Annotated in this window: 13 protein-coding genes; 4 read left to right on the top strand and 9 right to left on the bottom strand. The window is 41.2% G+C overall.

Annotated elements, in window-relative coordinates; translation table 11 throughout:
• Positions 1–2: 2 nt before the first annotated feature.
• On the bottom strand, positions 3–425 hold the full coding sequence (locus HGO23_RS07045; RefSeq protein ID WP_099136272.1) for a GNAT family acetyltransferase: 423 nt from the start codon (positions 423–425) through the stop codon (positions 3–5).
• 140 nt (positions 426–565) lie between these two features.
• Between HGO23_RS07045 and hemF the strand changes: the two genes are divergently transcribed.
• The 4 genes from hemF to HGO23_RS19910 all read left to right on the top strand — a co-directional run bounded on the left by hemF (position 566) and on the right by HGO23_RS19910 (position 4,491).
• A complete protein-coding gene (gene hemF / locus HGO23_RS07040) occupies positions 566–1,474 on the top strand; it encodes an oxygen-dependent coproporphyrinogen oxidase (protein WP_209028404.1) in 909 nt (302 codons plus the stop codon).
• Positions 1,475–1,737: 263 nt separating this feature from the next.
• A complete protein-coding gene (locus HGO23_RS07035) occupies positions 1,738–2,811 on the top strand; it encodes a M4 family metallopeptidase (protein ID WP_209028403.1) in 1,074 nt (357 codons plus the stop codon).
• Between the two features lie 223 nt (positions 2,812–3,034).
• Positions 3,035–4,081, top strand: coding sequence for a M4 family metallopeptidase (locus HGO23_RS07030; protein ID WP_099136274.1), 1,047 nt, complete (start codon positions 3,035–3,037; stop codon positions 4,079–4,081).
• Between the two features lie 212 nt (positions 4,082–4,293).
• Positions 4,294–4,491 (top strand): protealysin propeptide domain-containing protein, encoded by a 198-nt coding sequence (locus HGO23_RS19910; protein WP_099136275.1) that lies wholly within the window; start codon positions 4,294–4,296, stop codon positions 4,489–4,491.
• A gap of 121 nt (positions 4,492–4,612) precedes the next feature.
• Here HGO23_RS19910 and der read toward each other — a convergent pair whose 3' ends face one another.
• The 8 genes from der to rlmN form a co-directional block, all read right to left on the bottom strand.
• The gene (gene der, locus HGO23_RS07020) at positions 4,613–6,106 is read right to left on the bottom strand and encodes a ribosome biogenesis GTPase Der (RefSeq protein ID WP_099136276.1); all 1,494 of its coding nucleotides are present in this window, start codon (positions 6,104–6,106) and stop codon (positions 4,613–4,615) included.
• A gap of 251 nt (positions 6,107–6,357) precedes the next feature.
• Entirely contained in the window at positions 6,358–7,530 is a 1,173-nt protein-coding gene (gene bamB, locus HGO23_RS07015) for an outer membrane protein assembly factor BamB (RefSeq protein WP_209028402.1), read from the bottom strand.
• Positions 7,531–7,544: 14 nt separating this feature from the next.
• Positions 7,545–8,165 (bottom strand): YfgM family protein, encoded by a 621-nt coding sequence (locus HGO23_RS07010; RefSeq protein WP_209028401.1) that lies wholly within the window; start codon positions 8,163–8,165, stop codon positions 7,545–7,547.
• Between the two features lie 11 nt (positions 8,166–8,176).
• Positions 8,177–9,454, bottom strand: a complete 1,278-nt coding sequence (hisS, locus tag HGO23_RS07005) for a histidine--tRNA ligase (RefSeq protein WP_209028400.1) — start codon at positions 9,452–9,454, stop codon at positions 8,177–8,179.
• Between the two features lie 82 nt (positions 9,455–9,536).
• The gene (gene ispG, locus HGO23_RS07000; protein WP_209028399.1) at positions 9,537–10,658 is read right to left on the bottom strand and encodes a flavodoxin-dependent (E)-4-hydroxy-3-methylbut-2-enyl-diphosphate synthase; all 1,122 of its coding nucleotides are present in this window, start codon (positions 10,656–10,658) and stop codon (positions 9,537–9,539) included.
• A 135-nt stretch (positions 10,659–10,793) separates the two neighbouring features.
• Positions 10,794–11,825: a cytoskeleton protein RodZ gene (gene rodZ / locus HGO23_RS06995; protein WP_209028398.1), complete on the bottom strand. Its 1,032-nt coding sequence runs from the start codon at positions 11,823–11,825 to the stop codon at positions 10,794–10,796.
• Between the two features lie 157 nt (positions 11,826–11,982).
• Positions 11,983–12,396 carry a fimbrial assembly protein gene (locus HGO23_RS06990; RefSeq protein ID WP_209028397.1) on the bottom strand — a complete coding sequence of 138 codons (414 nt, stop codon included), beginning with the start codon at positions 12,394–12,396 and terminating at the stop codon, positions 11,983–11,985.
• A 71-nt stretch (positions 12,397–12,467) separates the two neighbouring features.
• Positions 12,468–13,646 carry a dual-specificity RNA methyltransferase RlmN gene (gene rlmN / locus HGO23_RS06985; RefSeq protein WP_099136283.1) on the bottom strand — a complete coding sequence of 393 codons (1,179 nt, stop codon included), beginning with the start codon at positions 13,644–13,646 and terminating at the stop codon, positions 12,468–12,470.
• Positions 13,647–13,978: the final 332 nt, after the last annotated feature.

The raw sequence follows: 13,978 nt of genomic DNA, 5'->3' as shown, positions 1-13,978 counted from the left end.
ATTTAATCAATAATTAAACGTTTATTAAAAATGGTGTGCTCTTGTCCCCAATAATCATATTCCATTTTTTCACACATACAAATTGTTGCATCATTTTCCTCTGGAACCATGATTAAAATACTGGGACACCCTCTCGCTAATAATTTTTTTTCAAGGCGGGAAACCAAAGCGTTGGCAATACCTCTGCCTCTAAATTCAGGATGAACGCCTAAATAATAGGCATGACCACGGTGCCCGTCATACCCTCCCATCACTGTACCAACGACTTCTCCTGCCACTTCAGCAACCAGAAATAAATCAGCATTATGAGTTAATTTACGCTCAATATCGAGTTCTGGATCATCGCCAGAATTAATCAAATCACAACGCTCCCAAAGTATGATAACGGCTTCAAAATCTTCTTGCCGAAATAGCCTAATTTCCATAGTTAATCAGCCCGTTTAATAAGCAATTGGTTCAATGATAATAATCACTACTTTCATTTTGGAATCAATATGAAAATGCGTTCATTGATACTAACAGGTATACTGCCTATCGCCATAAACTAACCAGAATGAAAGCAGAAATGAATATACCTAATATATCTCAAGTTAAGAATTTTTTCCTCTCATTACAGGATGAAATCTGTAAGCAACTTGAACACCTTGATGGTCATTCCCATTTCATGGAAGAGTGCTGGCAACGGGAAGAAGGCGGTGGAGGTCGCAGTCGCGTCTTGAAATCAGGCAAAATTTTTGAACAAGCAGGTGTGAATTTTTCCTATGTGACTGGAGATTCTCTGCCTCCTTCAGCGACTGCTCACCGCTCTGAATTGGCTGGCCGTAGCTATCAGGCCCTGGGGGTTTCTCTTGTCATTCATCCTTTGAACCCTTATGTTCCGACCAGCCACGCTAATGTACGCTTTTTCATTGCAGAAAAGGAAGGTGAAACGCCTGTCTGGTGGTTCGGTGGCGGGTTTGATCTCACTCCTTATTATGGTTTTAAAGAAGATGTTATTCACTGGCATACTGTCGCCAAAACATTATGTCAGCCTTTTGGTGATGATATTTATCCTACGTATAAAAAATGGTGTGATGACTACTTCTTTATTAAACATCGTAATGAACCACGTGGTGTGGGTGGATTGTTTTATGATGACCTGAATACTCCCGATTTTGATACTTGTTTTAATTTCACACAAGCTGTAGGTCATGGCTTCTTGACTGCATATTTACCTATTGTCGAAAGAAGAAAGGATATCAGTTGGGAAGAACGTGAAAGACAGTTTCAGTTATATCGCCGTGGTCGTTACGTTGAATTCAATTTAGTTTGGGATAGAGGAACATTATTCGGTTTGCAAAGTGGTGGGCGAACTGAGTCTATACTTATGTCCATGCCTCCTCTGGTTCGCTGGGAATATAATTATTCTCCTGAACCACATTCTCCAGAAGCAGAACTCTACTCGTCATTTCTGATAAAAAAAGATTGGATATAATAATACAATACAGAATTATCCCCAGAAACATAAATAACTATGTTACTGGGGCATTCATCACCATTCAAACAAAATTTTTAGTTAAATATTCAAATCTAATTTTCATATCAGTAGACTAATAAATTTATTTATCATTTTTCATTAGCAATATCCTACTATAAAACGTCAATATTTCCCCTGATGACTATCACTTCAATTATAGATAGTATGCAAATGGGCGCCCAAAAGAACAAATATGGCACTGACAAAACAGGGGAATGATTATGAATACTTATGAAATTAATAGATACAGTTTAATCCCTCCATTTGTCTTAGAGCAAATCTCTGATAATTGCGATGAGTGTACTAATCAATACGTATTAAAAACGTTAGATCATATCTACGATTTAATGAATATCACCGCTGTAGAAGATATTTCACAGCAGGACTCTGATATTAAATTTGATGAAACAACAAAACTGCATAGAATTATCTATGATGCAGAACAGGAACAAGAATTCCCCGGAGGAAAATTAGCCCGCAGTGAAGGAATGCCTGAAAGTGAGGATATTGCTGTCAATGAGGCTTATGACTACCTTGGAAAAACTCATGAATTCTATAGCAAAATTTTTGGCCGAAACTCACTTGATAACAAAGGGCTTAAGTTAGTCGCCACGGTGCATTATGGTAAACGTTACTTAAATGCCTTCTGGACCAGAAAACAAATCGTTTTTGGGGATGGTGATGGTCAATATTTCAATCGCTTTACCTCAGCGATTGATGTTGTAGCACATGAATTAACTCATGGTATTATTCAGAATGAAGTTAATCTCCATTATGTTTACCAATCTGGTGCCCTGAATGAGTCCATTTCAGATGTGTTTGGCATTATGGTAAAACAGTATGCCAATAACCAAAAAGCCGATGAATCCGACTGGCTATTGGGAAAAGGGCTATTGGGTCCCAAGTTCAATCCAGATAATAAGCCCGATATCGCTTTACGTTCATTTATAAAACCAGGCTCAGCATTTCCTAAAGATAAGCAGGTTGGTCATATGGATGAATATGAAGAACTACCGATTTCAGTTGATAATGGAGGCATTCACATATATTCGGGTATCCCTAACAAGGCATTTTACCTGCTTGCAATTGCTCTGGGAGGTTATTCATGGGAACGGGCTGGTAAAATCTGGTATGAAACTTTATTGGATAACCGTTTATCTTCAGATGCCACGTTCGATGATTTTGCCACATTAACGATTGACAATGCAGAAAAGTTATTTGGCAAAAGAGTCTCTCTCATTACCAATGAGTGCTGGAACAAAGTAGGTGTACTTCTGCCAGAAAATGATCAATAAAGATATTAATATAATATCAGACAAGTATCACTGAAGTAATATCAAATTAATCATAGAATTAAAAAAAAGGGCCTATTTTGGCCCTTTTTTATATTTATAACTTAATGCATTTTGGAGAGATAAAAAAGCATTTAGTTAGTAGAAAATCCCATGAATTAGGCTAATAATTTAAATGGGATCCCAAAAAATATACAACACTCAAAAAATAAACCGGGGTATTATTATGTGCAAAAATAAAACATACAGCATTATTCCTCCAAACTTATTTGAATATATTTTTAAAATTTGTAATGAACAGAATAAACCATCTCTCTTAAAAACATTAGATCATACTTACAATCTGATAAATAATTACGCCGCAATGGGGCATTTATCTTTAACATATAATCCAGGCTCTGATAAAAAGTTAAACAGAATAATATACGATGCTGAAAACACAGATGTATACCTAAGCACCAAAATAGTTCGGGTTGAAGGTGCTTCCGAAAGCAAAGATGTATCCGTCAATGAAGCTTATGAACATCTCGGTAACACTTATAATTTTTATAAAGAAATTTTTGGTCGTAATTCAATTGATAATAAGGGACTCAAATTAGTTGCTACAGTACATTATCTAGAAGGCTATGCAAATGCATTTTGGGCAAATAACCAAATGTTTTTTGGTGATGGAATGAAACTATATTTTAATCGTTTTACATCTTGTATTGATATCACAGCACATGAATTAACACATGGTATCACTCAATATGAAGCAGATCTCGATTATGCCTATCAATCTGGTGCACTTAATGAGTCTATTTCAGATGTATTTGGTGTGATGGTAAAACAGTTTGCCAATAATCAGAAAGCCGATAAATCTGATTGGCTGATAGGCCAGGGAATATTCGGACCTAAAATGAACCCTCATAATGACCCCAATATTGCTTTACGTTCATTTAAGCATCCGGGAAGTGCATATTCACACGATGATCAGATTGGGCACATGAATCAATATCAGGAACTTCCTCTGTCAAATGATAATGGTGGTGTTCATAAATATTCAGGTATTCCAAACAAAGCATTCTACTTACTGGCAGTTGAGCTAGGAGGGTATTCATGGGAGCGGGCAGGTAAAATCTGGTATGAGACATTAACAGACAGGCGATTATCTAATAAAGCAAATTTTAATGATTTCGCCAAATTAACCGTTGATAATGCATACAAACTCTTTGGCAAAAGCATTTCAAATCTTGTCACTGAAGCATGGAATCAAGTAGGTGTTATTCGTTGACAACAAAAATAATATTTTTAACCTGAGGGTTAGGGAAAACCCTGTTTTTATCACCATATATTTCACCCACTTGTCGCGCATACAACTTATAAAATGAGAGGATAAAAATTTACATTTTTGTTAGTGACTGACTCGGTTATTTTGACTACTATTTAAGCTAGTAAAAATACACCACAGGCACCAGGCTAACAAACTAACAAGTTGGGTATATTATGTGTAATGTAACAAATCAACCCAGTATAATTCCTCCCCACTTACTGGAACATATTGCGAAAAATTGTGATGAGAGTGACAAAGAACACGTGCTAAGAACCTTAGATCACGTTAAGAGCTTAATGAAACAATCAGCTACAAATCTTTCATCACGAACGAAAGATAGACTTCAAGTTGATAAAGAGAAAAGTAATTAATCACCTAACATTAAAAGGGCATAAACCAAGAGATAATAAGCTCAGATATTTATTATTAGTCACTTTCTAAAATAAAGAGCTATTTTCTAGCTCTTTATTTTATTAATGTTTATTTAATTATTTACCGCTTTTTCAAATGTTCCATCAAACGCTTACGCTTACGAAGCTGTGACGCAGTCAAAGTATTTTTCTTATCAGCATAAGGGTTAGTCCCTTCTTTAAATTGAATACGGATAGGGGTTCCCATGACTTTTAAAGAACGACGGAAATAATTCATTAAATAACGCTTATATGAATCAGGTAAATCTTTCACCTGATTACCATGAATCACAACAATAGGCGGGTTGTATCCACCGGCATGGGCGTATTTCATTTTTACCCTGCGCCCACGTATCATCGGTGGCTGATGATCTTCTTCTGCCATACGCATAATGCGTGTAAGCATGGAAGTATTAACGCGACGAGTCGCACTTTCATAAGCTTCCAGAATCGAATCAAACAGATTACCCACGCCACTGCCATGTAATGCAGAAATAAAGTGAACACGGGCAAAATCAACAAACCCTAGACGCAGATCCAGCATGTCTTTCACGTGATCTTTGTCATCCTGACTCATGCCATCCCATTTATTAACCGCGATAACTAAGGAGCGACCGCTATTGAGAATAAAACCAAGCAGGGAAAGATCCTGATCAGAAATGCCTTCGCGCGCATCAACTACTAGCAGCACAACGTTTGCATCTTCAATAGCCTGAAGTGTTTTGATGACAGAGAACTTTTCCACTACTTCTGTCACTTTACCACGTTTGCGAACTCCCGCAGTGTCAATCAGGATATATTCACGACCATCACGCTCCATTGGGATATAGATGCTATCACGGGTTGTTCCCGGCATATCAAAGACAACGACTCGCTCTTCACCCAGAATTCGGTTGGTCAGTGTGGATTTGCCCACATTTGGACGCCCAACAATAGCCAGTTTCAGCGGCAATGTCGTCGGATCAAAATCCTCTTCCTGTTCAGCTTCAACCACTGCCTCTAATTCAGCCTGTTCCATTTCAGCCCAGTAAGCAGCATTAGCTTCTTCTTCCGTTAACTCAACTTCTTCTGCACCTTCTTCTTTATCAGAAAAAGGCAACAATACACGCTCAATCAGTTGAGTCACACCACGCCCATGAGCTGCCGCGATAGAATATATATCCCCTAATCCCAAAGAGTAGAATTCGGCAATAGATATATCAATATCAATACCATCAGTTTTATTTGCGACTAAGAAAGTCGATTTTTCACGGCTGCGCAAATGTTTTGCAATCGCGTGATCAGCAGGCATCAGCCCGGATCTGGCATCGACCATAAACAGAACGATATCTGCTTCTTCGATTGCCATCAGAGATTGCGCAGCCATTTGTGTTTCTACGCCCTCTTCCGTTCCATCTATACCACCTGTATCAACGATGATAAATTCTTGCCCTTCAACTTCCGCCCGTCCATATTTACGGTCACGGGTTAAACCAGGGAAATCCGCTACCAGCGCATCTCTGGTTCGGGTTAGACGATTAAATAAGGTAGATTTTCCGACATTGGGACGCCCAACCAGCGCAACGACAGGTATCATTTTTTTGATGCCTCATGACTAAATTTAAATCGATATCCTGCAAAAAGAACCACTTGAAGTTCGTCACTACCAAATCTTCTTCTCACAACGGCAAGTACTAAAAAGACGACACGGCCCCTGTCAGCACAGGAGCCGTGTAAATCTCGCTATTCCCTTCATTTTTCAAATCATCTTTTACTTTCCATCTCGATGCAACTTGAAACCTATTGGTATATAGCATTAAAACAAATTCTATTTCTATTTTCTGTATATCAGCGAGTATACAGGTAAACCGCTCCGTCCTTCGCTTGCACCATCAGCTTATCACTGGCAACCAAGGGACGACTCAAAAGGCCGGAACTATCAACTTTATGCTGAGCAACAAATTGACCATCAGCCATATTTAACCAGTGCAGGTAACCTTCTCCATCACCTACAACCAGATAGCCATTATACATTCCTGGTGCAGTGAGATTACGGTGTAACAGATCGTTTTGAGACCAGATTGTTACCCCATCACTCTTGCGCAAGGATAAAATCCGATCGTCCTGATCAACAATGAAAATATTATTGTCAGTCACAACCATATCATTCACAGAGCCCAGATCACGCTTCCAAATAATCTGGCCGGAGCGCATATCCATCGCCACTAAGTTGCCATTATAAGCAATAGCATAAATGACATTATCAGAAATGACCGGGGTCATATCAACATCATTCAGACGATCAATTTCAGTTGCCCCTGTCACCTGAGAGATACGCTGCTGCCAAATCAACTGCCCCTGAGAAAGCAAGACAGCACTGACACGGCCATTATCACCGCCGACAATTGCTGCTCCGTATGCTATAGCGGGTGCCGATTCACCACGGACAGATAGCGGAGGTGTGTCCATATTGATTGACCAGGCAACAGAGCCATCATTTTCATTCAAAGCCTGCAACATGCCATTGCCGGTATGGATCAGAACAAGGTCATCACTCACGACCGGATGAGATAATGCTTCACCGGCAACCTGAGATTCCCACTCAACCTTACCATTTGTGGAATCCAATGCGATAACTTTTGCTTTTTCTGTACCAATATACAGACGATCACCCGATACAGTCAGACCACCGGACAATAGTGCCGGCAGACGAGATGATAACAACCCTGTTTTCTCAGACAGATCCGTTGACCATAATTCTTTACCACTGTCTATCTCAAATGCTTTAACGATGCCATGACGATCGGCAACATAAACCGTTGAACCTTGCCAAGCCGGCGACAAGTGAGAGTAATAGTGCCCGACACCATTGCCAACCGACTTATCCCAAACCACACGCGGGTTGAATTGATTTTCAACCTTTGGCAGTGGGGACATTGTTACCGTATCCTGTTCACTTGAGCAACCTGCCAGCAAAACAGAAGCAACCAGCCCAACCAAGAGTGTTTTTCGCAGTTGCATTAGAGTTGGCTCCCTTAGTTGGATAAGTTATCTAGTTTAATTTGAATCATTGATTTCAAAGCCTGAGAACCCTGAGCGCTTAGCCCATTGGAGTATGCCTCACGCGCACCTTTAATATTCCCTTTCTTCGCCAGAATATCACCACGGATATCCTCAGCTATTAACCGCCATCCCTTACTTTTGACTTGTTCCAGTGTTTTCAATGCAGCATCAGTTTTATCTTCTGCTAACTGAACCCGGGCCAGACGAATATTGGACAAATCCACCATATTCTGATCTTTCGCTTTACCTGAAGCCACCAGCAAATATTTTTCTGCCTGTGCCAAATCATTTTTATCAGCAGCGTGTTTTGCTAATTCCATATCCATCATCACACCGTAGATGTTATTCGTTTCATTAGCGAATTTCTCTACGGCAGTGATGCTTTCTTTCGAATCCGATGCCAGTGATTTGTTCAGTTGTTCGAATTGTACCGCGGTATCCTGTAGCTGGTTTGTTTGGTGAGATTGCCAGTAACGCCAACCAACAATTGCCCCAATTCCCAATACTAAGCCAACAGCAATGTACTTACCGTTGTCGACAAAAAAACGCTTTATTGCATCAACTTGTTCAGTTTCAGTGGTATAGGCTTCCACAGAGTCTCTCCTTAGCCTAACAGTTCGCTCAAACGTGCTGCGATCGCTTGTTGTGGCAATGTTTGTTGCTCACCATTACGTAAATCTTTTACGGTGACATTACCCGTACTCATTTCATCTTCTCCGAGGAGTAAAGCAACTTTGGCGCCATGCTTACCTGCACGTCCCAATTGCTTCTTGAAGTTACCACCACCATGATTGGTCATCAGGCGTAATTCAGGCAACTCATCACGGATTTTCTCCGCCAGAATCAATGCTGCCTGTTGGCTACCCTCACCAAAGGAAGAGAGATAAACATCTGCAACAGTAAGATCTGCAACAAATTCAGGGTTCACTTCCTGAACCAACAGGATCATACGCTCCATCCCCATTGCAAAACCTACTGCTGGTGTTGCTTTTCCGCCCAGTTGTTCAACCAATCCATCGTAGCGCCCTCCCGCACAAACCGTGCCTTGCGCGCCCAATGCAGAAGTCACCCATTCAAAGACCGTGCGGTTGTAATAGTCAAGACCACGGACCAAACGCTGGTTGATACGATATTGAATACCTACAGCGTCCAGAATTTGGCACAGGCCATCAAAGTGCTCTTTTGACTCTGCATCAAGGTAATCAAACAGGGCAGGTGCGTCATTAAGAAGAGCCTGAATGTCAGGATTTTTAGAATCCAGTACACGCAATGGATTTGTGTACATGCGACGCAGACAATCTTCGTCCAGTCTCTCTTTATGCTGCTCAAGGAATGCGACCAGTGCTTCACGATAGTTTGCACGCGCTTCCAGAGAGCCAATTGAGTTCAATTCGAGTGTCACATGCTCAGCAATACCCAACTCACGCCACCAACGTGCAGTCATCAGGATCATTTCGGCGTCGATATCCGGCCCTTGCAGACCAAACACTTCTGCACCTAATTGATGGAATTGGCGATAACGGCCCTTTTGTGGACGTTCATAGCGAAACATCGGACCAATGTACCATAAACGTTGTTCCTGATTGTACAGCAGACCATGCTGAATACCGGCACGAACGCAGCCTGCGGTATTTTCCGGGCGCAAAGTCAAACTTTCTCCATTACGGTCATCGAATGTGTACATCTCTTTTTCGACAACATCAGTAACTTCCCCAATTGCGCGTTTGAATAACGGGGTCTGCTCTACAATCGGTGTTCTAATTTCACTAAAACCATAACCAGCCAACACACGTTTCATAGTAGACTCAACACGTTGCCAGATAGCTGTTTCAGCAGGAAGGCAATCGTTCATGCCACGAATCGCCGGAATATTTTTTGCCATGTTTATCTCTTATTAATATTTCTAAGTTCAATCAGCAAACAAAACAATACCGACTCTGATAACATGAGTCGGCATCGGTATCTTATTTATCAAGCTGATTAATACTAATCCGGTTATTGGCATCAAGAATAGTTGCCTTGGCTCGGATTTTCGCTTCAAGCTGGTCAATCAAATTATTATTGTCGAGACGCTCTTTTTGGCGAACACCATCTTCATAAAAACCGCTTTTTGTTTTTGCGCCAGTCACACCCAATGTTGAGACTTCAGCTTCTCCGGGGCCATTTACAACACAACCAATGATGGAAACATCCATTGGTGTGATCAAATCCTCAAGACGTTGTTCAAGCGCATTCACTGTACCGATAACATCGAACTCCTGACGGGAACACGTCGGACAGGCAATAAAGTTGATGCCTCTTGAACGAATGCGTAATGCTTTTAGCATATCGAAGCCGACTTTAACCTCTTCCACCGGGTCAGCAGCCAGAGAGATGCGCAAAGTATCACCAATTCCTTTGGATAACAGAATACCCATCCCAATTGAAGATTTCACTGCACCTGCACGAGCACCTCCGGCTTCTGTAATACCCAAATGCAGAGGTTGATCGATTTTTTGCGCCAGCAAGCGGTAAGCTCCTACTGCCAGAAACACATCAGACGCCTTAACACTGACTTTAAACTGATCAAAGTTCAGGCGGTCAAGAATATCGACATGGCGCATAGCAGATTCAACCAGAGCTTCTGATGTTGGCTCTCCATATTTTTCCTGTAAATCTTTTTCTAAAGAGCCACCATTCACTCCAATACGAATAGGTATATTATTGTGACGGGCACAATCCACAACCTGACGAATACGTTCCTCGTTACCAATATTACCGGGGTTGATACGCAGACAATCAACACCATATTCCGCAACTTTCAATGCAATACGGTAATCAAAATGGATATCGGCAACCAGCGGAACATTGACTTGCTGTTTGATGGATTTGAAGGCTTCCGCCGCATCCATAGTGGGAACCGAAACACGGACAATATCAACACCTACACGCTCCAGCGATTTGATCTGATTGACTGTCGCCTCAATATCAGTTGTTCGTGTGTTGGTCATTGACTGCACCGTAATTGGTGCATTATCCCCGATGGGTACACTACCAACATAGATGCGTGTGGATTTACGTCTTTTTATCGGTGATTCATTATGCATTTTTACATTACTCCCCTACATCCCTGTATTTTGCTTATAAAAATTACAACATGCTGTGATGAATAATACACGCAGGGGAACCTGAACCCCAGTTCAACATTCGCCCAAAAATATTTGCCCAAACCGCGAGTCAGTTTATGGAAATGTCAGTCTGGCAGCGGAACCTTTCTTAATAAACTCATCCAGATTCACGTGGTTCCCTTGAAATTCTATATTAACCTGAGCTGGTGCACCAATATGTAGCGAGTAAGGTAAAGTGCCTGACAATTTTAGGCTATCTCCCCTATTTTTGGTGCCGCTAAACAGTTTCTTACCTTTGGCATCTCTAATATCTAACCAACATTCACCAGTAAAGTTAATGACCAGTTCATTGCTGTTCATTGCACTGACCTGACTCACATTTGTCGATGGAGAACTAACAGCAGAATTTGATACTGTACCCGCTGCTGATGCGGCATTCTCTATACCTTGGTTTGTAGAAATACCCTGATTTGTAGAAGCAACGTTCGTGGCAACAGTGTTATCGGAAGCAGTATTATCGGAAGTAATGTTATCAAATACAGTATTACTGGCGACATTATTCACAGCAGGTTGATTGCCCGATAATGGAACAATTTTAGACTCAGTTGCTACAGGCGCAGAAGCGCTGGAAGAAGACGACACATTGGCAGGCGTAGAGTTTGCACCGGATAATGCATTACCAGTTTGTAGCTGTGCCTCAGTTTGCTTTGTCATGGAAGCCAGTTCTTTTTGTTGTGCTTTATAATTTTGCCACCACCACAGGCCGGTCATGCCCAGTAATATGATTATCACAAACCATGTTAGCTTCATCAGCCAGCCATCACGCTTTTTACGTATTTTTTGGGCAGAAAAGCTCTGCATCGGAGAAGTTTTTACTGCCTTATTCGGCAGTTGTGCATCCAGCTTGGTTAAAAGCTCAGATTCAGGTACTTGGACAAGTTTCGCATAGGCACGAATATAACCGCGGAAGAATGTCGGTACGATATTAGCGGGGACATTATCTTCTTCGATATCACGAACAGTGGATACTTTAAGACACAAGCGATCTGCCACAGTTTGCTGAGAAAGCTCAAGTTTTTCACGAGCCTGACGCAAGATCTGACCTGCTGTCAGATTGGCTTCTTCTGGGTAAGTTTCAGTCTTCATTATCTAAGGACACTGGTACTGTTCAGGTTTAAAGTATTTACACAAATTAATTTGATATAACATCCAACTTAATTTGTGTAGCGAAATCATTTCATACTGCATCGAACACAGAAAATCATTTGTCACAACCTACTGATTAAAATCAGTATTATTGCAATCAACATTGACTGCAATAACATAAGTTTGTGTTATTTTCCGTGGTCAACTTTTTAGCTTCTTCGTACCGCTTTTGTTCACAGAGAAAAACGGAATAATGGCGTACTACAGTATCATTTTCCGTCGCATACTGCATTGCCATTCTAAAATGCTGGTCAGCAGATTCAGGCTGGCCTGCATATTGTTCATGCAGTGCCATCCCCAGATGCGCTTCTGGATGACGAGGTTCCACCAGCAGAATTTTTTCAAAATGAAATTTGGCAGCCGGTAAATTCCGTTCTGCCAAATACGCCTTTCCTAGCTGTAACCGAGTATCTACTGCAACAACTTGATGGACACGGCGTTGAGAATACTCCGCACAGCCAACCATCAAGCTACAACAAACTATAGACCAAATTATTGATTTCCGTATCATACTATTTTCATTTATCAGAATATGCCAAACTTCGCCAGATTTTTAGCCATTTACCAATGTTAAACAGAAAATTAGACTGTTTTTACTTGAATAGGTTCACCTGCCAGACGTTTTTTCAATGTTCGCTTTGTTCTATCAATGACATCACCAGCAAGCTGCCCACAGGCAGCGTCAATATCATCTCCCCTTGTTTTACGCACAATGGTGGTGAAACCATATCCCATCAAGACTTTCGCAAAACGGTCAATTCGGCTGTTGGAACTACGTCCATAAGGCGCGCCAGGAAATGGGTTCCATGGGATCAAATTGATCTTACTTGGCGTATCTTTCAGGCATTCTGCCAATTGGTGTGCTTGTTCTACGCTGTCATTGACATGGTCAAGCATCACGTACTCCACCGTAACCCGCCCCTGGTTAGCATTAGATTTTGTCAAATAACGACGCACACCTGCCAGAAACTCTTCAATATTGTACTTGCGGTTAATCGGGACAATTTCATCACGAACATCATCAGTCGGTGCATGGAGAGAAATTGCCAATGCAACGTCAATCATATCACCCAGTTTGTCCAATGCAGGTACTACACCTGATGTTGATAGCGTTACACGACGTTTTGACAGACCGAAACCAAAATCATCCATCATAATTTCCATAGCTGGCACAACATTGTTTAAGTTGAGCAGCGGTTCCCCCATCCCCATCATAACCACATTGGTGATTGGACGGCGACCACTGGATTTCAACGAGCCAATAATTTTAGCAGCACGCCAAACTTGACCAATAATTTCAGAAACCCGCAGGTTGCGGTTAAATCCCTGCTGCGCAGTGGAGCAAAATTTACATTCTAAAGCACATCCTACCTGAGATGAGACACACAGTGTTGCGCGATCATCTTCTGGGATATAAACCGTTTCAACCTGTTGGTCACCAACAGTAATCGCCCATTTGATAGTACCATCCGAAGAGCGCTGTTCTTCCGCAACTTCAGGTGCTCTGATTTCAGCAACTTGTTGTAGTTTTGCTCTGAGCACTTTGTTGATGTCTGTCATTTGCTCAAAATCGTCATAGCAATAGTGGTAAATCCATTTCATGACCTGATCAGCACGAAAAGGTTTTTCCCCCATTTCAACAAAAAACTGACGCATCTGTTTACGATTGAGGTCAAGCAGATTAATTTTGCCGATTTTCTTATCGGGTGTGAAAGATATGGCGGGAGTTGAAGATTGTACGGTTGCGTTAAGTTGGGACATTGTTACATCGCCTCGTTGTTACACTTTCGGCTCTGTGCTGATTTTATTTCAGCACTAAGTTTTCATGCGGTGACTGCCAATTCAATAGACACTGTTTTAAAGAATATATTCCAGTAATGTATTCAGAAAGATGTATTCAGCGTAAATTGATATATAAGATATACCTTTCATATATACCCGTCGTCTTTCAAGTTGCATCTTGAAATCCATAGGGTATAGGTATAAAAATAGTAAACGCCCCGCTAAATCAAATCAGCGGAGCGCCGTATTGTACAAACTTTACTGTACAGATGCTACGAGTAACTGAAAGTATCCCTTTTCAAGCTTTATTA

This window comes from Xenorhabdus budapestensis (assembly GCF_017743015.1).
Classification (GTDB): Bacteria; Pseudomonadota; Gammaproteobacteria; order Enterobacterales; family Enterobacteriaceae; genus Xenorhabdus; species Xenorhabdus budapestensis.
Note: the sequence above shows the minus strand (reverse complement) of the source record. Positions and strands in the feature narration are given on the sequence as shown.